This is a genomic window from Aromatoleum toluolicum, from assembly GCF_012911005.2.
Lineage (GTDB): Bacteria > Pseudomonadota > Gammaproteobacteria > Burkholderiales > Rhodocyclaceae > Aromatoleum > Aromatoleum toluolicum.
Genome location: NZ_WTVS01000016.1, coordinates 24,339 through 43,745 on the forward strand (window position 1 = coordinate 24,339; position 19,407 = coordinate 43,745).

Annotated in this window: 18 protein-coding genes; 9 read left to right on the forward strand and 9 right to left on the reverse strand. The window is 68.3% G+C overall.

The genetic code is table 11. From position 1 onward, the window contains the following. Window positions 1–206 precede the first annotated feature (206 nt). Window positions 207–1,112: a Dyp-type peroxidase gene (locus tag GPA27_RS09390; protein ID WP_169139829.1), complete on the forward strand. Its 906-nt coding sequence runs from the start codon at window positions 207–209 to the stop codon at window positions 1,110–1,112. Window positions 1,113–1,143: 31 nt separating this feature from the next. Here GPA27_RS09390 and GPA27_RS09395 read toward each other — a convergent pair whose 3' ends face one another. The 3 genes from GPA27_RS09395 to GPA27_RS09405 are packed head-to-tail and all read right to left on the reverse strand — an operon-like array spanning window position 1,144 to window position 4,334. Continuing rightward, window positions 1,144–1,503, reverse strand: coding sequence for a thioredoxin family protein (locus tag GPA27_RS09395; RefSeq protein WP_169139831.1), 360 nt, complete (start codon window positions 1,501–1,503; stop codon window positions 1,144–1,146). Window positions 1,504–1,550: 47 nt separating this feature from the next. Continuing rightward, the gene (locus GPA27_RS09400; protein ID WP_169139833.1) at window positions 1,551–2,663 is read right to left on the reverse strand and encodes a Glu/Leu/Phe/Val family dehydrogenase; all 1,113 of its coding nucleotides are present in this window, start codon (window positions 2,661–2,663) and stop codon (window positions 1,551–1,553) included. Window positions 2,664–2,699: 36 nt separating this feature from the next. Beyond that, window positions 2,700–4,334, reverse strand: coding sequence for a methyl-accepting chemotaxis protein (locus tag GPA27_RS09405; RefSeq protein ID WP_169139835.1), 1,635 nt, complete (start codon window positions 4,332–4,334; stop codon window positions 2,700–2,702). Window positions 4,335–4,762: 428 nt separating this feature from the next. Between GPA27_RS09405 and pdhA the strand changes: the two genes are divergently transcribed. From pdhA to GPA27_RS09420, 3 genes are read left to right on the forward strand one after another with little or no spacing between them, the layout of a single operon-like run. After that, entirely contained in the window at window positions 4,763–5,854 is a 1,092-nt protein-coding gene (gene pdhA / locus GPA27_RS09410) for a pyruvate dehydrogenase (acetyl-transferring) E1 component subunit alpha (RefSeq protein ID WP_169139836.1), read from the forward strand. Next, entirely contained in the window at window positions 5,847–6,827 is a 981-nt protein-coding gene (locus GPA27_RS09415; RefSeq protein ID WP_169139837.1) for an alpha-ketoacid dehydrogenase subunit beta, read from the forward strand. The genes pdhA and GPA27_RS09415 overlap by 8 nt, the downstream gene beginning before the upstream one ends. Beyond that, complete coding sequence (locus tag GPA27_RS09420; RefSeq protein WP_169139838.1) at window positions 6,824–7,927, forward strand: dihydrolipoamide acetyltransferase family protein; 1,104 nt, start codon at window positions 6,824–6,826, stop codon at window positions 7,925–7,927. Before GPA27_RS09415 ends, GPA27_RS09420 begins: the two co-directional genes overlap by 4 nt. A gap of 12 nt (window positions 7,928–7,939) precedes the next feature. Here the strand turns inward: GPA27_RS09420 and GPA27_RS09425 are convergent, their stop codons facing one another. Continuing rightward, complete coding sequence (locus GPA27_RS09425; RefSeq protein ID WP_246261013.1) at window positions 7,940–9,676, reverse strand: L,D-transpeptidase family protein; 1,737 nt, start codon at window positions 9,674–9,676, stop codon at window positions 7,940–7,942. Here GPA27_RS09425 and GPA27_RS09430 point away from each other — a divergent pair. Further along, on the forward strand, window positions 9,675–10,235 hold the full coding sequence (locus GPA27_RS09430) for a YcbK family protein (protein WP_169139839.1): 561 nt from the start codon (window positions 9,675–9,677) through the stop codon (window positions 10,233–10,235). The genes GPA27_RS09425 and GPA27_RS09430 overlap by 2 nt on opposite strands. On the opposite strand, the gene GPA27_RS09435 is transcribed toward GPA27_RS09430, so the two are convergent. Further along, window positions 10,232–10,753 (reverse strand): Lrp/AsnC family transcriptional regulator, encoded by a 522-nt coding sequence (locus GPA27_RS09435; protein WP_169139840.1) that lies wholly within the window; start codon window positions 10,751–10,753, stop codon window positions 10,232–10,234. The two genes, GPA27_RS09430 and GPA27_RS09435, sit on opposite strands and share 4 nt — an antisense overlap. A gap of 120 nt (window positions 10,754–10,873) precedes the next feature. Here GPA27_RS09435 and ipdC point away from each other — a divergent pair, with 120 nt between their 5' ends. The 3 genes from ipdC to GPA27_RS09450 all read left to right on the forward strand — a co-directional run bounded on the left by ipdC (window position 10,874) and on the right by GPA27_RS09450 (window position 14,145). Further along, on the forward strand, window positions 10,874–12,496 hold the full coding sequence (gene ipdC / locus GPA27_RS09440) for an indolepyruvate/phenylpyruvate decarboxylase (RefSeq protein ID WP_169139841.1): 1,623 nt from the start codon (window positions 10,874–10,876) through the stop codon (window positions 12,494–12,496). A gap of 12 nt (window positions 12,497–12,508) precedes the next feature. Further along, the gene (locus GPA27_RS09445) at window positions 12,509–13,345 is read left to right on the forward strand and encodes a DUF3025 domain-containing protein (RefSeq protein ID WP_169139842.1); all 837 of its coding nucleotides are present in this window, start codon (window positions 12,509–12,511) and stop codon (window positions 13,343–13,345) included. A 143-nt stretch (window positions 13,346–13,488) separates the two neighbouring features. Then, window positions 13,489–14,145 carry an HAD family hydrolase gene (locus GPA27_RS09450; protein ID WP_169139843.1) on the forward strand — a complete coding sequence of 219 codons (657 nt, stop codon included), beginning with the start codon at window positions 13,489–13,491 and terminating at the stop codon, window positions 14,143–14,145. Between the two features lie 16 nt (window positions 14,146–14,161). On the opposite strand, the gene GPA27_RS09455 is transcribed toward GPA27_RS09450, so the two are convergent. From GPA27_RS09455 to GPA27_RS09470, 4 genes are all read right to left on the reverse strand, one after another. Then, window positions 14,162–14,752 carry a nucleotidyltransferase family protein gene (locus GPA27_RS09455; RefSeq protein ID WP_169139844.1) on the reverse strand — a complete coding sequence of 197 codons (591 nt, stop codon included), beginning with the start codon at window positions 14,750–14,752 and terminating at the stop codon, window positions 14,162–14,164. Between the two features lie 215 nt (window positions 14,753–14,967). Beyond that, window positions 14,968–16,176 (reverse strand): 3-oxoadipyl-CoA thiolase, encoded by a 1,209-nt coding sequence (locus GPA27_RS09460; RefSeq protein ID WP_169139845.1) that lies wholly within the window; start codon window positions 16,174–16,176, stop codon window positions 14,968–14,970. A 29-nt stretch (window positions 16,177–16,205) separates the two neighbouring features. Then, window positions 16,206–17,726 carry a 3-hydroxyacyl-CoA dehydrogenase gene (locus tag GPA27_RS09465; protein WP_169139847.1) on the reverse strand — a complete coding sequence of 507 codons (1,521 nt, stop codon included), beginning with the start codon at window positions 17,724–17,726 and terminating at the stop codon, window positions 16,206–16,208. A 3-nt stretch (window positions 17,727–17,729) separates the two neighbouring features. Further along, window positions 17,730–18,500, reverse strand: a complete 771-nt coding sequence (locus GPA27_RS09470) for an enoyl-CoA hydratase (protein WP_169139849.1) — start codon at window positions 18,498–18,500, stop codon at window positions 17,730–17,732. 215 nt (window positions 18,501–18,715) lie between these two features. Here GPA27_RS09470 and paaY point away from each other — a divergent pair, with 215 nt between their 5' ends. Beyond that, complete coding sequence (paaY, locus tag GPA27_RS09475; RefSeq protein ID WP_169139851.1) at window positions 18,716–19,330, forward strand: phenylacetic acid degradation protein PaaY; 615 nt, start codon at window positions 18,716–18,718, stop codon at window positions 19,328–19,330. The last annotated feature ends 77 nt before the right edge of the window (window positions 19,331–19,407 follow it).

The window sequence follows — 19,407 nt, forward strand, 5'->3', positions numbered from 1 at the left end:
ATGACGCTCACAAGTCCTTAACCCGACAGGAAATTCGTTTCGTGCTGCATCGATAGGCAATCGCAGCCGGACATCGCTCATGCAATCGGCAGGGCCCGCCCCGCTTACAGGCGGGCAGGCGAATGCGCTACTCTTGCCGTCTGCATGCGCGCGCCTGCGTCACCGACAGGGCCGCCCCTTCTTTCCTTGATCCACCGGGAGCTGACATGACCCCCGAGACGACCCACGACACGAGCCGGCACCAAGCCGGAATCCTGAAGGCCGTGCCAGCGTTGGCGCGCCACCTGTTCTTCGCCCTCGACTCGGTCACCGAACTGCCCAATGCGCTGAACCGCATCGCGCCGCTCGCCGACGGCGACGCGACCGTCGTCGGCCTCGGCGAATCGCTCGTTCGTGCCGCAGGGGGGCGTATGGACGGCCTGCGCCCTTTCCCGACGCTGAGCGGCAGCCCGGTCGACATCCCCTCGACCCAGCATGGCCTGTGGTGCTGGTTGCGCGGCGACGATCGCGGCGAACTCTTGCACCGCGGCCGCCGCATCGAGGCGGCCCTCGCACCGGCCCTACGCCTCGTGCTGGCGACGGAAGCCTTCCGCTACGGCAAGGGGCTGGACCTGACCGGGTACGAGGACGGCACCGAGAACCCCGAGGGCGACGAGGCGCTCGCCGTCGCCTTCACCTCGACCGGAGCAGACTCGCTGTTGGGCGGAAGCTTCGCGGCGGTTCAGCACTGGCGGCACGATCTCGATCATTTCGAACGCCTGCCCGGGAACGAGCAGGACCACATCATGGGCCGGCGCAAGAGCGACAACCAGGAACTGGAGGACGCGCCGGAATCCTCCCACGTGAAGCGCACCGCGCAGGAGAGCTTCGACCCCGAAGCCTTCGTGGTGCGGCGCTCCATGCCGTGGACCGACGGTGCGCAGTCCGGACTCGTGTTCCTCGCCTTCGGACATTCCGTCGACGCATTCGAAGCGCAACTGCGCCGCATGGCGGGGCTCGACGACGGCATCGTCGATGCGCTGTTCCGCTTCAGCCAGCCCGTGACGGGCGGTTATTACTGGTGCCCCCCGATGCGCGACGGCCGCATCGACCTCCGTATTCCGGGTCGCTGATCACGGCGGGGGCTCCGGCCCCTCGACCGTTCTACTCGGCCCCGGACGCGGTTCCGGTTCCAGAGGCGGCGCCGAGTGTCTGCAGCGCCTCCGAGATTTCCGCGGCGCTGCCGGGACGCACGATGCGCGCAATTTCGACGCCGTCGCGCAGGAACACCAGCGTCGGCCACAGCTTGACCCTGAAGGAGCGTCCCAGCGGCCGGCCGGGCCCGTCCTCGATCTTCAGGTGGCGGACCTGCGGATATGCAGCGAAGGCTTCCGCGATCAGCGGTTGCGAACCGCGGCAGAAACCGCACCATCCGGTGCCGAATTCCAGCACCGTTGCCTCCTTCAGCGCGTCGATCTCCCTGCGCTCGGGCGCAACCGTCGAATACTCAGCGTTCGATACCATCCGTGGTTCCCAATCCCGTTGCCGACTCCGTGACTCCGTGACTTCGCTCACGCCGGACGCCAGCGGCCGAAGGACATCGCTTTCCTGATTCGCGCCGTCGCGAGCGCGATCGCCGCGTCGCGCGGCAGTATCGACTGCGCGGACGCCGTCTTGATCACTGCGCGGGTATTCTCGCGCACTTTCTCCGCGATCGTCGCGAGTGCGGCGGCCTGGCTGCCGCCTGCATATTCCACGGCACCGCAGATGACGCCGCCCGCATTCGCGATGAAGTCGGGTACGCACAGCACCCCTTTGCGGTGCAGGTATTCCTCGGCCGCACGCGTGAAGGGAATGTTGGCGCCCTGCAGCACGAGCCGCGTGCGCAGGCGCCCGACGTTGTCCTCATGCACTACGTCAGGCCGCGCCGCGGGAATCCAGATGTCGCATTCGACGTCGATGACGGCGTCGGGCCCGCCCTTCTGCCCGCCCGGATAGTCGAGGACGGAGCGGCCCTCGGCCTTGAGCACGTCCAGCACGGCGAGGTCTATCCCGCGCGAGTCCCACAGCGTCCCGGCCGAATCGGCGGCCCCGACGACGACGGCCCCCTTCTGCGTCAGGAAATGCGCGGAGTGCCGGCCGACCGCACCGTAGCCCTGGATCACGACGCGCGCGCCAGCCAGTTCGAAGCCGCAGGCGGCGGCCGCCACTTCGCCGGCGTGCGCGACGCCCCACCCGGTCGCCCCGATCTGGTCGAGCGGGATGCCGCCGAGCTCGCGCGGCAGGCCCACTGCACGGCCGATCTCGTCGCGCACCCACGCCATGCAGGTCTCGTCCGTGCCCATGTCGGGACCGAAGATGTAGTCGCGGATGTCGCGCAGCGCGCACGCGAGCCCGCGGACGAGGCGCTCCTTGTCGGGGCGCGGCATCCGGGGATCGCCATACAGCACGACCTTGCCGCCGCCGTGGCGCAGGCCCGCCGCGGCGTTCTTGAATGTCATCGCGCGCGCGAGGCGGAAGCATTCTTCCGTGCTGACGTCGGGCGCCATGCGCACGCCGCCGATCGCGGGCCCGATGGCGACGTTGTCGATCACCAGCACCGCCTTCAGGCCGATGCCGGGATCATGGACATGAATGATCTTGGCCGGACCAAGATCGTCGGCAAAATCGAACGCGTCGCTCATCGCCCCATCCTCCGGCTGCCGGGCGAGCGCAGGCGGTCAGGTATGGAAGCGGCCCACCGCCCCCTGCAGTTCCCCTGCAAGCGCGCCCATGTTGCGCGCCGCCGCAGCCGTCTGACCGGCGGCCTCGCTGTTGCCCTGCGCCATCTGCTTGATCGTCTCGATGCCCGAGAAGACGTCGGCGCTCACCCGCTCCTGCTCCTGCGTGGCCGCGGCGATGCTGTCCAGGCCGCTCCCGACGGCGACCACGGACTCGCTGGCTGCGGCGAGCACACCATTCACCGTCATCATAGACGCGCGGCTGGTGGCGATGTGATCCATCGCGTCGGCGATCGCGCGCTTGACCTGCTCGGACTGCTTGCCCAGCGTGTGCGTGATCGCGTCGATCTCGTTGGCCGAGGAGGCCGATTTCTCGGCGAGCTTGCGCACCTCGTCGGCCACCACGGCAAAACCACGCCCCTGCTCGCCGGCCCGCGCGGCCTCGATGGCTGCGTTGAGCGCGAGCAGGTTGGTCTGTTCGGCCAGTTCCTTGACCTCGCTGGTGATGTGCGTGATCGCCGTCGTGCTCGACACGAATTCACCGACCGAATCGGCGATGCCGCGCACGGTGGTCTCGACCATCCCGACACGCTCATCCAGCGTCGTGAGGCTGGCGTTGCCTTCGTCCGAGCGGCGCAGGCTCTCGCGCGACAGCTGGCGCACTTCCTCGGCGCTACGGGCAACCGTGGCGATGCTTGCGACCATTTGCTCGACCGCCTGCGCCGTGGTCGCGGAGGTCGCGCTCTGGCTCTGCGACGACGCGACGACCTGGTCGGCGCGCACGACGAGTTCGGCTGCAGCACTCGACACCTGCGCGGCCGACTCACCGACGTGGCGCACCAGTCCCGCGATCTTCGCCATCATCTCGTTGAACACCGCCGACGCGACGCCGATCTCGTCGCTGCCGCGCACCTCGAGGCGGCGCGTGAGGTCGCCCTCGCCCGAGACGATCGCGCGCAGGCCTGCGACCATGCGATCGAGCGGTCCGGTCACGGCGCCGCGGATGAAGGACCAGATGAACAGGAGCACGACAAGGCTCGCGACCAGCGCGACCCCCAGCGATTCGAACCGCTTGGCAGTGATCGCCTTGTCCGTCTTGTCGAGCGCGATCTTGATCCCGATCGTGCCAATCGTCGCGCCCTCCGGCGCGTCGTGGCACTCGACGCAGTTCTTGCCGAGGTACTTGGTGACGTTCTTCGTCGGACGGATCGCGAGCAGGTAGGCGCCCTTCTCGTCCTCGCGGACCTCGACGTAAGGTTCGCCGGTGCGCAGCACCTGCGCCTCGAGTTCGTTGGGCTTCAGGTCGTTGCGCGGCTTGCCCTCGTCCTTGGAGCTTTCAACACCCTCGCGCGCGAGCTCGCCCGGGACGACGCGCAGTTCGCGGATCGCCGCGAGATGGCTGATCTGGTCGAGCAGCACATGCTTCTTGTGCATCGTCTCGGTGATCATCATCGCCGTCAGCCCGGCCAGCGCCGAGTCGTGCATGCTGAGCGAAAAATCAATAGCCTGCTCGACCGCGAGCTTGCGGCTGTTGTGACTATCCCAGAAGATCATCCCCGCCCACACGACGATCAGCAGGGCCCAGATCGACGCGGTCAGTCGTACCCAGATCTTGATATCGGAAGTCCGCAGCATTTCGTTCCACCTTCGCCCCGCACAGGGGTGCAAAAAATTTCGGGTCGCGCCCGGGGCTGAACCCCGATCGTGTGCGATTCGCCGACTGGCACTGGTCGCGCGCCCTTCAATGCTCACGTATCACATTCTATCTACATCGCCCCAGCGCCACGTCATGAAGAGGCCGGGAAATATTCGTCATTTCGGTGTTTTGACGATCCACCCACGCGGAGGAAACTGCCGCGAACGGTGACGGTCGACGGAGTGGCCCCCTGATCGCCAGCGGCCACTCCGCGGCGTTGCATGGACCGGGTGGAACCGCCGCGAATCCGAACGTCGCCGTGACGTCTTTCCTTCGATGCGGGGTATGGGCGCCCGGGCCGAGGGGGCATGCATTAGACTGGAGTTGGACAGGGTCAATAAGAAAGAGACGAACGAGGAGACTGGCCATGGCTACCGTTGCCCGGTTCGAAGTCGAATTCACCCGGTTTCTCGATGCGGAGGGCGAGGCGACGCAGGAACTTCCCGCCTTCGCGCTCGATCCCGCCAACCTGCTTCCCCTTTACCGCGCGATGCAGCTCACGCGCGCCTTCGACACGAAGGCGATCGCGCTGCAGCGCACCGGCAAGATCGGCACCTTCGCCTCTGCGCTTGGCCAGGAGGCGATCGGCGTCGGCGTCGCCGGCGCAATGCGCCAGGAGGACGTGCTCGTGCCTTCCTACCGCGACCATGCGGCCCAGTTCGTGCGCGGCGTGACGATGACCGAGAGCCTGCTGTACTGGGGGGGCGACGAGCGCGGCAGCAATTTTTCCGTGCCGCGCGAGGACTTCCCGATCTGCGTGCCGATCGGCACCCAGGTGTGCCACGCCGCAGGCGTCGCCTACGCCTTCAAGGTGCGCAAGCAGGCGCGCGTCGCCGCCTGCTTCCTTGGCGATGGCGCGACTTCCAAGGGCGACTTCTACGAGGCGCTCAACTTCGCCGCCGTGTGGCGGGCCCCGCTGGTGGTCGTGATCAACAACAACCAGTGGGCGATCTCGGTGCCGCGCGATCACCAGACCACAACGCCGACGCTGGCACAGAAGGCCATCGCGGCGGGCATCGAGGGCGTGCAGGTCGACGGCAACGACGTGATCGCCGTGCATGACGCCGCGCGCAAGGCCATCGACAAGGCGCGCGCGGGCGGCGGGCCGAGCCTGATCGAGGCGATCAGCTACCGGCTGGGCGACCACACGACGGCCGACGACGCGACCCGTTACCGCGATCCGGACGTCGTGCAGCAGCAGTGGGCGAACGAGCCGATCCGGCGGCTGCGCAACTATCTCGCGCGCATCGGTGCGTGGGACCAGGAGAAGGAAGAGCACCTGCTCAAGGAGAGCACCGAGCAGCTCAATGCCGCGGTCGAGGCCTATCTCGCGATTCCGCCGCCCACCACGACGGCGATGTTCGATCACCTGTACGCGACGCTGCCGGCCGGCCTGCAGGAACAGCGCGAGGCCGCACAATGGTTCGCGTCGCACGACGGAGGAAGCAGCCATGGCTGAGCTGAATCTGGTCGAGGCCATCAACCGCGCCCAGGCCTGGGAGATGGCGCACGATCCGTCGGTGGTCGTGCTGGGCGAGGACGTCGGTGTGAATGGCGGCGTGTTCCGCGCGACTGTCGGGCTGCAGGAGCGCTTCGGCCCCGATCGCGTGCTCGACACGCCGCTCGCCGAGACGGCCATCGTCGGCACGGCGATCGGAATGGCGGCGCAGGGCCTGAAACCGGTCGCGGAGATCCAGTTCTCGGGTTTCATCTACCCCGCGATGGACCACATCTGGAATCACGCCGGGCGCCTGCGCAACCGCACGCGCGGGCGGCTGTCCTGCCCGCTGGTGGTGCGTGCGCCCTGCGGTGCAGGCATCCATGCGCCGGAACACCATTCGGAAAGCCCCGAGGCGCTGTTCGCCCACCTGCCGGGCGTGCGCGTCGTGATCCCCTCGTCCCCGACGCGCGCCTACGGGCTGCTGCTCGCCGCGATCCGCGACCCGGACCCGGTGATCTTCCTCGAACCGACGCGGCTCTACCGCCTGTTCAAGCAGGAAGTGGCGGACGACGGCGAGGCGCTGCCGCTTGACGTGTGCTTTACGCTGCGCGCGGGCACCGACGTGACGCTGGTGAGCTGGGGTGCGATGCTGAACGAGACCCAGGCCGCAGCCGAGGCGCTCGCGCAGGAAGGCGTGATGGCCGAGGTGATCGACGTCGCGACGCTGAAGCCGCTCGACATGACGACGATCCTCGAATCGGTGGCCCGCACCGGGCGCTGTGTCATCGTGCATGAGGCGACGCGCACCGGCGGCTTCGGCGCGGAGATCGCGGCGAACCTCGCCGAGCACGGGTTGTATTCGCTGCTGGCACCGGTTCAGCGGGTCACCGCATGGGACGTCGTGGTGCCGCTGTCGCGGCTCGAATACCAGTACATGCCGAGCGTCGAGCGTATCGTCGCGGCGGTCAGGAAGACGTTGGAGGGCGCATGAAGATCTTCAAACTGCCCGACCTGGGCGAAGGGCTGCAGGAAGCCGAGATCGTCGAGTGGCACGTCAAGCCGGGCGACGAGGTGCAGGCCGACCAGCCGCTGCTGTCGGTCGAGACCGCGAAGGCGATCGTCGAGATTCCCGCCCCGTGGGCCGGGCGCATCGAGAAACTGTTCGGCGCGGCGGGCCAGATCGTGCTGGTCGGCGCGCCGCTGATCGGCTTCGAAGGCGCGGCCGGGGATGCGGATGCGGGGACGGTGGTCGGCGAAGTGAAGGTCGGCTCGCAGGTGCAGCAGGAGGCGCCGGCCGCGGTCGGACGGCCTGCAGCGGCGATCAAGGCGACCCCCGCGGTGCGCGCGCAGGCGCGGCAGCTCAACGTGGATCTGTCCATGGTCACCCCGTCGGGGCCGGACGGGCTCATCACCCTCGCCGACGTGCAGCGCGTCGCGAAGATCCTCGCCGAAGTGGGCCCGCCCGAGATCCTGCGCGGCGTGCGGCGCGCGATGGCGCAGAACATGGCGCTCGCACAGAGCGAAGTCGCCGCCGCGACCGTGATCGACGACGCCGACATCCACGCCTGGCCGGCCGACACGGACATCACGATCCGCCTGATCCGCGCGCTGGTGGCCGGCTGCAAGGCCGAGCCGGGGCTCAACGCCTGGTACGAGAGCCACACGATGGGCCGGCGCGTGCTGGCGAAGATCGACGTCGGGATCGCCGTCGATCTCACCGACGGGCTCTTCGTTCCGGTTCTGCGCGACGTCGCGAACCGCGAGCCGGCCGACCTGCGCGCAGGGCTCGACCGCATGCGCGCGGACGTCGCGGCGCGCAAGATCCCGGCCGAGGAGATGCGCGGCAACACGATCACACTGTCGAACTTCGGCATGATCGCGGGCAAGTACGCGGCGCCGATCGTCGTGCCGCCCACGGTCGCGATCCTCGGCGCGGGGCGCGTGCATGATGCGGTCGTCGCGTTCGACGGCAAGCCAGCGGTGCACCGTGTGCTGCCGCTCAGCCTCACCTTCGATCACCGCGTCGTGACGGGCGGCGAAGCGGGCCGTTTCCTCGCCGCGGTGATCGCGGACCTCGCGAAGCCGGCCTGAGCGGGCGGCCGCTCACCTCCCCGGCCCGGTGCGCCCGACCGTGCTGAAGCGGAACGGGCGCGCGAGGGCTTCGAGCACCGCGCCATCCTGGGCGTACAGGTCGGGGTGGAAATAGGTGCGTCCGTCCTCGCCGACCTCGGCCGTGTGATACAGGATCAACACCGGCGCCCGTCGCCCGATCTGCACGTTGCGCGTCTCGCCTTTCGCGATCTCCGCCTCCAGCGCCTCCGTACTCCACTGCCCGGGGTCGTCGAGCAGTAACACCGCAAGTTCCATCGGCCGTTCGAGCCGGATGCAGCCTGAGCTGTACGCGCGCTCGCTGCGCTGGAACAGCGTCTTCGCCGGGGTGTCGTGCAGGTACACCGAATACGGGTTGGGCAGCATGAACTTGACGCGCCCAAGCGGGTTTTCCGGCCCCGCCGCCTGCACGATCTGATACGGGAAGCCACCCCTGCGGTAGCCCGACCAGTCGACCTCGCCGGGATCGATCTCCCGCCCCGCATTGGTCACCACGCGCATGTCGTGCTCGGCGAGATAAGCCTGGTCGCGCGCCACCTTGGGCAGGACATCCTCCTTCAGGATCGTCGGCGGAAGCACCCACTCCGGATTCAGCACGAGGTACTGCATCTCGGCACGGAACGCCGGTGTCTTGCGATAGGGACGGCCGACGACGACACGCGACTGCCACGCGAGTTTTCCATCCAGGTACAGGCGGGCATTGAAACCGGCGATGTTCACGAGCAGGTAATCGCCCGCGACGTCCTGCGCGATCCAGCGGAGGCGTTCCAGATTCACGCGGATCTGGTCGATGCGGCCGCCCACGTCGACCTGCAGCGCAGCGACTGTCTTGCGCCCGACGGCCCCGTCCGGCTCGAGTCCGTGGCGAGCCTGGAACGCGACCACCGCCTCGCGCAACCCATCATCGAAGAGTTCGCGGTCGGACGGCGGGGGGCTAAGTTGGTCGCCGCTCGCTCTGAGGCGTTCACGCAGGGTCAGGACGCGCGTGTCGCGATCTCCGGGCCGCAGTGTCGGGCCGACCGGAACCGATGGCCAGCCGCCCAGAACCTCCATCGCCCGGTACGCGAGCAGGGCCACGCGCAGCTGACGATAGTCTTCGAGCCGCGGCGCAAACTGTTCGATCGCCGCTCCGAGCGCTTCGGCACCGACCAGCGCGTCCAGCGCCTGGACCGGTTCGACTGCGCCCAGGGAGCGCGAGAAATTCCAGCCCTCGTAGAGTTCATGCGGGTCGACCTTGCCGAAGCGCAGATGATAGACGAGGCGGACCAGCGCCTCGGTGAACAGCAGGTCGCGGTCCGCGAGCCGGCCGGCGTCCCGCATGCCGTCATCGGCGTGGCGGCGCAACAGATCGAACTGGTAATCGGCCGGATCGAGTCCGTGGCTCGCGCTGTCATCCACCGCCCGCAGCAGGGCGCGCCGCCGCTCCGGGCTGCTCCAGACGGGCGCATAGTCGCGGCTCGCGTAGAAGTCGGGGATCAGACGGCGCGCGGCGATCTCCCCACCCCCCGGACGCAGGTCGCCGTTGGTGCGCAGCGCAACCACACGTTCGCGCAGCGCGAGGCGCACCGCGTCGCCGCCAGCCTCGCCAAACAGGCCCGCCGACGCGCTCCCGACGGCCACGCACAATGCCAGCGCGACGAGTTGTAACACCCGCCCGATCAGCTGCCCAATCCGCGCCGCCCGGTTTACGATTGCGCCCTTGTCCGGTCGCTTCGTTTCCCGCATCTCCATGTCGAAACACCTCCGCCATGCCGCCGCGCACCGCCGGCTCCTGCTGAAAGGCCTCGCCGCCCTGCCCCTGGGCCTGAATTTCGGCAGGGCGCAGGCCAGCGTCGCCGACTCCGACTGCGAGCTGTGCTTCCGTCACACGCATACCGACGAGAGCCTGCGCATCGTTTACCGCAGCGGCGGCACCTACGTGCCATCGGCGCTGGAGCGCATCGACTGGCTGATGCGCGACTTCCGCACCGGCGACGTCGCCCGCATAGATCCACGCCTGCTCGATATTCTCCATACATTGCGGACGAATTGCGGTGGAGAAAGTTTCGAAATCATCTCGGCTTTCCGCTCGCCGACGACCAACGAAAAACTGCACAAGGCCGACGGAACGGGCGTCGCAACGCGCAGCCTGCACATGGACGGCCGCGCGATCGACGTGCGCATCCCCGGCTTCGATACCGCCGCACTGCGCGACGCCGCGTTGGCTCTGAAGGCCGGCGGCGTGGGCTATTACCCGGAATCGGACTTCGTGCACCTCGATACCGGGCGCGTGCGCCACTGGGGTGCCTAAGCCGACGCGAACTGCATTCGCCGCCGCGGCTGTGGCGCATGCATGATGTGGTCGAGCGGCAACACGCTCGTCTGCTTCACCGTCTTCAGCGCGATGTTCGTCTTCAGGTGCGTGAGCCCGGGCAGGCGCATGATGCGCTTCATCATCACGTTCGAGAACGCCACCAGGTCCGGCGCGACGATGTGCATCACGTAGTCCGCGTCCCCGCTCACCGAGAAGCACGCCACCACCTCGGGTAGCGCCGCCACGGCGCGCTCGAAGGCGTCGCTGCGCGACTCGCCGTGCCGCTCCAGCGTGACCTGCGCGAAGGCGGAAACGTCCAGCCCGATGGCGGCGGGGTCCAGCAACGCCGCGTAGGACGCGATGATGCCGCCCTGCTCCATGCGGCTGATGCGCCGGCTGATCTGCGACGGCGAGAGGTGGATTTCCTCGCCGAGGGCGCTGTTGGTCGCGTTGCCGCGGCGCTGCAACGCATCGAGAATCTGCAGGTCGAACTTATCCACGACGATCTGTTGCATCGTTTTGCTTCCTCATACGTATTTCGTGCATTAATAACCCCATTATGCGCATATAACGAACGCAATGTGCGCGATGCGCGCGCAATAATGCTCTACAACAACGTATAGGAGGAGCAACCCATGAACCTGGTCGAATCCCTGCTGCACGCGCTCAAGGACCACGGCGCCCGCGAAATCTTCGGCATCCCCGGCGACTTCGCGCTGCCGTACTTCCGCATCATCGAAGAGTCGGAGATCCTGCCGCTGTACACGCTCTCGCACGAGCCGGGCGTCGGCTTCGCGGCGGACGCGACCGCGCGCATCCGCGGTGGCCTGGGCGTCGCCGCCGTCACCTACGGCGCGGGCGCGTTCAACATGGTCAATGCCGTCGCGGCGGCCTATGCGGAGAAGTCGCCGGTGGTCGTGCTCTCGGGTGGCCCCGGCAAGGGCGAGGCGAGTTCGGGCCTGCTGCTGCACCATCAGGCCAAGACGCTCGACTCGCAGCTGCAGATCTTCAAGGAGATCACCTGCGACCAGGTCAAGCTCGACGACGCGGCGCGCGCACCGGCCGACATCGCGCGGGTGCTGGCGAGTTGCCTGCGCAACTCCGAGCCGGTCTATATCGAGATCCCGCGCGACATGGTGCGCGAACCGTGCGCACCGGTGGTGCGCGAGGCGCCGCGCGCGATCGACCGCGACGCGCTGGCCGCCTGCGTGGACGAGATCCTCGGCCGGCTCGACGTCGCGAAGCGCCCGGTGCTGATGGCGGGCGTCGAGGTGCGCCGCTTCGGCCTCGAGGAGAAGGTCGCCGACCTCTCGCGCCGCCTCGGCCTGCCGGTCGTCACCAGCTTCATGGGCCGCGGCCTGCTCACCGACTGCGACGCGCCGCTGGTCGGCACCTACATGGGTGTCGCGGGACTGCCGGACGTGACGCAGCTCGTCGAGAGCTCGGACGGCCTCTTCCTGCTCGGCGAGATCATCTCGGACACGAACTTCGCGGTGTCGGAGACCCGCATCGACCTGCGCCAGACGATCCAGGCGCACAACGGCCAGGTCACGCTCGGCTACCACATGTACGCGAACATGCCGCTCGCCGCGCTCGTCGACGAGATGCTCGCGCGCGTCAAGGGCAATGCCGACAAGGCCTTCCCGGTCGCACACTATCAGTACCCGAAGGGCCTCGTCGCGGACGGCGAGACGATCGCGCCGACCGACATCGCGAAGGCGGTGAACGACCTTTTCGCCGAGCACGGCAGGCTGCCGATCGCCTCCGACATCGGTGACTGCCTGTTCACTGCTATGGAGATCGAGCAGACGGCGCTCATCGCCCCCGGCTACTACGCGACGATGGGCTTCGGCGTGCCCGCCGGCCTCGGCCTGCAGGCGACCAGCGGCCAGCGCCCGCTGATCCTGGTCGGCGACGGCGCCTTCCAGATGACCGGCTGGGAACTCGGCAACTGCAAGCGTTACGGCTGGGATCCGATCGTGCTCTTGTTCAACAACGCGAGTTGGGAGATGCTGCGCACCTTCCAGCCGGAATCGGGTTTCAACGACCTCGGCCACTGGGGATTCGCGGAGATGGCGGCGGGCCTCGGCGGCGACGGCGTCCGCGTGTCCACGCGCGCCGAACTGAAGGCCGCGCTCGACAAGGCGATCGCGACGCGCGGCCGCTTCCAGCTGATCGAGGTGACGATCCCGCGCGGCGTGCTGTCGACGACGCTCGCGCGCTTCGTCGCCGGGGTGAAACGCATCAGCACGAAATAGCGCAGGAGTTCGATGACGGCCGGACCCGACACTCCCGCGGCATTCGCCGCCCGGCCGCTCTTCGAACCGATCGCGGCACTGCTCGCGCGCTTCACCGGTCCCACGCTGCCCGGCACCGCGCAGCTCGACGCGCTGCTGCGCGAGGTCGCGCCGGGCACCGCGAGCGGGGGCGGACAGCTGATCCGCTTCATCCTGCCTCCCGCGGAAGCCCTCGCCTACGAAGAGCACATTTACGCGACTGGCGAGGTGCCGACCCGTACGTACGAGTGGCACGACTTCTTCAACGCGCTCGCGTGGTGCGTCTGGCCGCGCACGAAGGCAGCCTGCAACATCCTCCATCGCCAGGAGCGCGACGCACGCATTGCCGCCGGACTTCCCGGACGGGGGCCGCGGCGCGATGCCCTGACCCAGTTCGACGAATGCGGCATCGTGGTCGTGTCGAGCGATGCGGAGATCCCGGCCCTCCTCGCCACCCATGCATGGGAAGAGTCCTTCTGGACGCGGCGCGCGCGATTGATCGCAAGTACCCGCTTCCTCATCTTCGGTCACGGCAGCTGGGACCAGCTGCGCGAGCCCTTCTTCGGACTGTGCGGCAAGGCGCTGTATCGCGTCGTCGATGAAGGATGGCTGGCACTGGCCGTCGCGGAGCAACAGGCCGAGACCGACGTTTGGCTCGCCACGCAACTGCTCGACGCCGGCCTCCTCCACTCGCCCCGCGCGCTCGCGCCGTTGCCACTGCTTGGGATTCCCGGCGTCACTCCAGAAAACGAATCCGCTGCGTATTACCGCGACACGCGACAGTTTCGCCCGAAGCGGTCCCCCGCAATACGTAGGGCGGGAGAAGCGTAGCGCATCCCGCCACAACGCGGATGGAAGCTCCCGACCGCCGCGTGGCGGGATCCGTCTTCGACTCCTCCCGCCCTACGGCTACCCGCTCTAACCGCTGCTGAAGCCCGTAGAATGCAGGCCTGACCGAAAACCTCCCTCCATCGATGCCGCGCTTCCAGTACATCCTCTTCGACCTCGACGGCACGCTGATCGACTCCGCGCCCGCGATCCTCGCGAGCTACCGCCAGGCCTTCGCCTCCACGGGGCGCGCGCCGGCCGTGACGATCGACGAGTCAATCGTCGGGCCGCCGCTGATCGAGACGCTGCACATCCTCGCCGGGTCGAAAGATCCGCAGGTCATCGACGAGCTCGCCGTCCACTTCAAGGCGAGCTACGACACGACGGGTTACCGCGAGACCGCGGCCTACGCCGGCGTCGGCGACATGCTCGAGCGCCTCGCGGCCAGCGGACGCACGCTCGCCATCGCGACCAACAAGCGCCTGCATCCGACCCGCCTGATCCTCGATCATCTCGGCTGGAGCGGCTACTTCAAGACGGTGTATGCGCTGGATCTCTTCGAGCCGCGCCTGCCGAGCAAGGCGGCGATGATCGCGCGCCTGATGGCCGACCACGACATTCCCGAGCACGTGTCGGTGTACGTCGGCGACCGCAGCGAGGACGGCGAATCGGCCGACGCGAACCGCCTGCCCTTCTTCGCCGCGACCTGGGGCTATGGCAGCCTGGTGCCGGAGGAAATGGCCACCCACTGGCGAGCCTTTGCAAGCCCGGCGGCGCTGACCGAGGCGCTGCTGGACGACTGAAACAAGCGTGCGCGCTTCAGGGGCGCAAGTCGTCGGGAACGTCGATATCGGCAAGGATACCCGCATCGTCGCAGTCGATGCGGTGCAACTGCTCCTTGTGCGCGACGATCACGCGGCGCGCCCCCTCGTCGCCCGCGATCGCCAGTAGTTCGTCCTTCAGCGGCGCCGCAAATCCGACCGGGTGGCCACGCTGTCCGTCGACGAACGGTGCGGCGAGCAGAGCGCCCTCGGCGATCGCCGAGGCGACCGCAGCCATCGTGCCTGGACGGATATAGGGCATGTCGCCCAGCGCGATGATCCAGCCCCCGGCATCGGCCCTCGCACGGACACCGCAGGCGAGCGTTGCCGCCATTCCCTGCCCCGCGTCCGGACACAGGACGTACGGAACTCCCGCAACGTCGAAATGCCCGCGCAGGACGGAATCCTCCGGCCGCAGGACCGCGAGCACCTCGCCCAGTGCATCCCGCAGGTTCTCGGCGCTACGCACTGCGACGGGCGTGCCGTCGGCGAGCGGATGACACAGCTTGTTGCTGCCGAAGCGCGAACCCTGCCCCGCCGCGAGCAGGATACCGACGATGCCGCGGGACGATGTCGGACGGTCTTCCAAAACCCCACCTCCACGCGAACACGATTGCCGGACCACAGCTTAGCTGATGCGTATTGCCCGCGAGAGCTGCCGGCCCGTATCGGTGTCCGGGTCGTAGGGCGGGAGGAGCCGGAGGCGTATCCGGCCATCCGCACGCCGGACATGATGACACGCCGTTGTGGCGGGATGCGCTGCGCTCCTCCCGCCCTACTGGATCGCGCCCGTTCGCCCCTGCTTCAGCCCGGAATACGCTCGATCACCAGCGCGATGCCGTGGCCGACGCCGATGCACAGGCTGACCACCGCGTAGCGGCCGTTGCGCCGCTCCAGCTCGCGCGCGGCCGACAGCGCGATGCGCGCACCCGATGCGCCGAGCGGGTGACCGATCGCAATTGCGCCGCCGTTGGGGTTCACGCGCGGGTCGTCGAACGCCACACCCATCACCTTCAGGCAGCTCAGAACCTGTGGCGCGAAGGCTTCGTTGATCTCGATGACGTCCATGTCCTTCAGCGTGAGCCCGGCGCGCTCGAGCGCCTTCGGGATCGCATAGGCGGGACCGACGCCCATGATGCGCGGCTCGACGCCCGCGACCGCACCTGCGAGGATGCGCGCCATCGGCTTCGCGCCGGCCTTCTCGCCCGTCGCCTTGCTGCCGATCAGCAGCGCAGCGGCGCCGTCGTTGATGCCGGAGGCGTTGCCGGCGGTGACGACCCCGTTCGGGAACAGCGACTTGAGCTTCGCCAGCGAGTCGTAGGTCGACTCCGGACGGGGATGCTCGTCCTCGGCGACAACCAGCGGCGGGGTCTTGCGGCCGGTCGGGACCGAGATCGGCAGGATCTCGCCGGCGTAGAAGCCCGCTTCCTTCGCGGCCGCGTACTTCGACTGGGATGCGGCGGCGAAGCGGTCCGAATCCTCGCGCGAGATACCGAATTCCGCGGCGACGTTGTCGCCCGTCTCCGGCATGCTGTCGTTGCCGTACTGCTCGACGATCTTCGGGTTCGGGAAGCGTGCGCCGATGGTCGTGTCGAACACCTTGAAGTCGCGGCTATAGGCTGATTCGGCCTTCGCGACGACGAAGGGCGCGCGGCTCATGCTCTCGACGCCGCCGGCAATGTAAAGCTCGCCCTCGCCCGCCGTGATCGCACGCGCGGTGTCCAGCACTGCGGCGAGGCCGCTGCCGCACAGGCGGTTCACCGTCTGACCGGCAATGTTGGTCGGCAGGCCCGCGAGCAGCGCCGCGTGACGCGCGACGTTGCGCGAATCCTCACCGGCCTGTGCGGCGCAGCCGAGGACCACGTCCTCGATGTCGGCGGCAGCGAAAGGCGAGCGTGCGACAACCTCGCGGATCACGGTGGCGACGAGGTCGTCGGGACGGACCGGGGCGAGCGAGCCGGCGTGGCGGCCGATGGGGGAACGCAGACCGGCGTAGATGTAGGCGTCGAGCATGGAATCTCCTTTGGTAACGGGTATGTTTGTCAGTTGTCGGGCGTCAGCAACGACACGCCCAGGCGCGCGCGGCGGGTGAGCCAGGGGCTCGGGCGATAACGCGGATCGCGGTAGAACTCGTGCATGCCGTCGAGGATCGCGAGGATCGTCGAGGCGCCCAGCGAATCGCCCAGCGCGAGCGGCCCCTTCGGATAGCCGAGGCCGAGGCGCACGGCCGAATCGATGTCGTCCGGCGTCGCGATGCGCTGCTGCGCGATGTCGCAGCCGATGTTGACGATCGCGGCGACGACGCGTTGCGCGACAAGCCCCGCGCTGTCGCGCACCAGGGATACGGCCTTCCCGCCGGCGGCGAGTGCGGCCCACGTGGCGTCGCGTGCTTCGGTTGCGGTCAGCGGCGTCGTCATCAGGGTCAGGTGCTTGTCGACGAACAGCGGGTCGAGCGCCAGGGTGCGCTTCGGATCCAGCCCCTCGGCCAGCGCGCAGGTGGTCGCATCCCTGCCGACCGGCAGCACGATGCATACCGAACCCTCGGCGGGACGTTCGCCGCGGTCGAGCGCGACGCCTTGCGCCTCCAGCGCCGCGACGACACGCGCGTGCAGGGCGGCGTCGGCGCGGCTCACCCACAGGGGCTGCGGCGCGACGGCCGGCACGGACGGCATGGCGACCGGCACGGCACTGCCGTCCTTATAGACGTAGAAGCCCTGCCCGCTCTTGCGCCCGAGCAGCCCGCCGGCGAGGCGCTGGCGCGTGATGGGGGACGGCCGGTAGCGCGGCTCCTGGTAGTACTGGTCGTAGATCGACTCCATCACCGGATGCGACACGTCCAGCCCGGTGAGGTCGAGCAGCTCGCACGGCCCCATGCGGAAGCCGACCGATTCCTTGAGGATGCGGTCCAGCGTCGCGAAGTCCGTGATGCCTTCGCCGAGCACGCGCAGCGATTCGGTGAGGTAGCCGCGGCCGGCGTGATTGACGATGAAGCCCGGGGTGTCGGCGGCACGCACGGGGGTGTGACCCATGCGGCGTGCCAGCGCGGTCAGCGCGTCGCCTGCCGTGCGGTCGCCGCGCACGCCGTCGATGACCTCGACGACCTTCATCAGCGGCACGGGACTGAAGAAGTGGAAGCCCACCACCCGCTCGGGACGGCGGCAGGCGGCGGCGATCGAGGTCACCGACAGCGACGACGTGTTGGTCGCCAGCACGCAGCCGTCAGCCACGACTTCTTCGAGATCGCGGAACAGGCCACGCTTGGCGTCGAGGTTCTCGACGATCGCCTCGACGACGACGTCACAGCCGGCAAGCTCGGCGAGGCTCGCCGCGACCGTCATCCGCTCGGTCGCCGTGCGCGCGGCAGCGGCGTCCATCTTGCCCTTCTCGGCGAGCTTGGCGAGCATGCCGCCCACCGCATCGCACGCTTCCGCGGCTGCACCCGCGCGGGTGTCGAAGAGCCGCACCGCCACGCCCGCCTGCACCGCGATCTGGGCGATCCCGCGGCCCATCAGGCCGGTGCCGACGACGCCGAGCGTCAGGTCATTACGCATTGCATCGAACATCTCTCACACCCCCTCGAAACCGGCCGGACGCTTGTCGAAGAAGGCCTGCATGCCTTCCTTCTGGTCGCGGCTCGCGAACAGCAACTGGAACGCCTTGCGCTCGAGCATCAGCGCCGCGTCGAGCGAGGCGTCCTGGCCGGCGAGCAGCACTTCCTTGATCTGCATGATCGCGAGCGGCGGCAACGCGGCGATCTGCGTCGCCAGCTCCATCGCGCGCGACTGCACCTCGGCATCCGGCACGACCTCGCTCGCGAGGCCCATCTCGCCGGCCTCGCGCCCGCTCACCGGCTGCCCGCTCAGCACCATCTTCATCGCCTTGAACTTGCCCACCGCGCGCGCCAGGCGCTGGGTGCCGCCGGCCCCGGGCATGATCCCGACCTTGACTTCCGGCTGGCAGAACGACGCGCCCTCGCCCGCGACGATGATGTCGGCGTGCATCGCGAGTTCGCAGCCGCCGCCCCATGCGAAGCCATTCACCGCGGCGATCACCGGCTTCGGGCAGCTCGCGATGGCGCCCCACAGGCGATGGGTGTGGCGCAGCATGATCTCGATCGCACCCGCCTCGGCCATCTCGCGCAAGTCGGCGCCGGCGGCGAAGTACTTGTCACCGCCCGTCAGGACGATGGCACGCACTTCGGGGTCGCGGCCGAGCGCGGTGAAGTGCTCGGCGAGCTGCATGCGCACCTGCTGGTTCAACGCGTTGCGGGCCTCGGGCCGGTTGAGCCGCACCACCGCGACCTGCGGATTCGGCCGTTCGACGACTACTGCATCCATCTCTCGCTCTCCTTGGGTCCGCACTGCGAACCATTGTTCTGTCTATTTTGGAAAATGCACGATACTGCTTTTCCGCCGATGGATAAACCCCTAGAATCGAATAATCCGGGCAATATAATGCCTTTAAGGCCTGATCGGGCGCGTAACGCCGCAAAGACCGCGCCGGACCGAACCCCGCCCCACGAGCCCGCACTGCGTGCACACAAGGAGTTTCGATGACCACACCCCGAGTATTCGCGATCGACGGCGTCGTGCCGGTCGTTGACCCGACCGCCTACGTCCATCCCACTGCCGTGCTGATCGGCGACGTGATCGTCGGCCCTGGCTGCTACGTCGGCCCCTGTGCCAGCCTGCGCGGCGACTTCGGCCGCCTGATCCTGCAGGCAGGCGTGAACGTGCAGGACACCTGCGTGATCCACAGCTTCCCCGAGCACGACACGGTCGTCGAAGAGAACGGGCACATCGGCCACGGCGCCGTGCTGCATTGCTGCACGATCAAGCGCAATGCGCTGGTCGGCATGAACGCCGTCGTGATGGACAACGCCGTGATCGGTGAGAACACCTTCGTCGCTGCGTGCAGCTTCGTGAAGGCGGGGATGGAGGTGCCGGCCAACTCGTTGGTCGCCGGCGTACCTGCCAAGGTCGTACGCGCGCTGACCGAGCAGGAAATGGCGTGGAAGGTGCGCGGCACCGGGATCTACCAGAACCTCGCCGTGCGCTGCCTCGCGACGATGGAAGAGACTAATGCGCTGACCGCGGAGGAACCGGGACGCAAGCGCATCGTGATGCCTGAAATCGTGCCGCTGAGCGAACAGAAACAGCGGGGCTGAGCAAAAAATCCGGCTCGACGCGTTCGCGTCGAGCCGGCCAGAACTCCGGCGAGTTTGGGAGAAGGGAGCAGGACGAA

Coding starts and splice junctions, on each gene's coding strand:
- GPA27_RS09395 (WP_169139831.1), bottom strand. CDS start 1,503: ATGGTATCGAACGCTGAGTATTCGACGGTTGCGCCCGAGCGCAGGGAG.
- GPA27_RS09445 (WP_169139842.1), top strand. CDS start 12,509: ATGACGGCCGGACCCGACACTCCCGCGGCATTCGCCGCCCGGCCGCTC.
- GPA27_RS09465 (WP_169139847.1), bottom strand. CDS start 17,726: ATGTTCGATGCAATGCGTAATGACCTGACGCTCGGCGTCGTCGGCACC.
- pdhA (WP_169139836.1), top strand. CDS start 4,763: ATGGCTACCGTTGCCCGGTTCGAAGTCGAATTCACCCGGTTTCTCGAT.
- ipdC (WP_169139841.1), top strand. CDS start 10,874: ATGAACCTGGTCGAATCCCTGCTGCACGCGCTCAAGGACCACGGCGCC.
- GPA27_RS09405 (WP_169139835.1), bottom strand. CDS start 4,334: ATGCTGCGGACTTCCGATATCAAGATCTGGGTACGACTGACCGCGTCG.
- GPA27_RS09435 (WP_169139840.1), bottom strand. CDS start 10,753: ATGCAACAGATCGTCGTGGATAAGTTCGACCTGCAGATTCTCGATGCG.
- GPA27_RS09460 (WP_169139845.1), bottom strand. CDS start 16,176: ATGCTCGACGCCTACATCTACGCCGGTCTGCGTTCCCCCATCGGCCGC.
- GPA27_RS09425 (WP_246261013.1), bottom strand. CDS start 9,676: ATGGAGATGCGGGAAACGAAGCGACCGGACAAGGGCGCAATCGTAAAC.
- GPA27_RS09450 (WP_169139843.1), top strand. CDS start 13,489: ATGCCGCGCTTCCAGTACATCCTCTTCGACCTCGACGGCACGCTGATC.
- GPA27_RS09390 (WP_169139829.1), top strand. CDS start 207: ATGACCCCCGAGACGACCCACGACACGAGCCGGCACCAAGCCGGAATC.
- GPA27_RS09420 (WP_169139838.1), top strand. CDS start 6,824: ATGAAGATCTTCAAACTGCCCGACCTGGGCGAAGGGCTGCAGGAAGCC.
- GPA27_RS09400 (WP_169139833.1), bottom strand. CDS start 2,663: ATGAGCGACGCGTTCGATTTTGCCGACGATCTTGGTCCGGCCAAGATC.
- paaY (WP_169139851.1), top strand. CDS start 18,716: ATGACCACACCCCGAGTATTCGCGATCGACGGCGTCGTGCCGGTCGTT.
- GPA27_RS09415 (WP_169139837.1), top strand. CDS start 5,847: ATGGCTGAGCTGAATCTGGTCGAGGCCATCAACCGCGCCCAGGCCTGG.
- GPA27_RS09470 (WP_169139849.1), bottom strand. CDS start 18,500: ATGGATGCAGTAGTCGTCGAACGGCCGAATCCGCAGGTCGCGGTGGTG.
- GPA27_RS09430 (WP_169139839.1), top strand. CDS start 9,675: ATGTCGAAACACCTCCGCCATGCCGCCGCGCACCGCCGGCTCCTGCTG.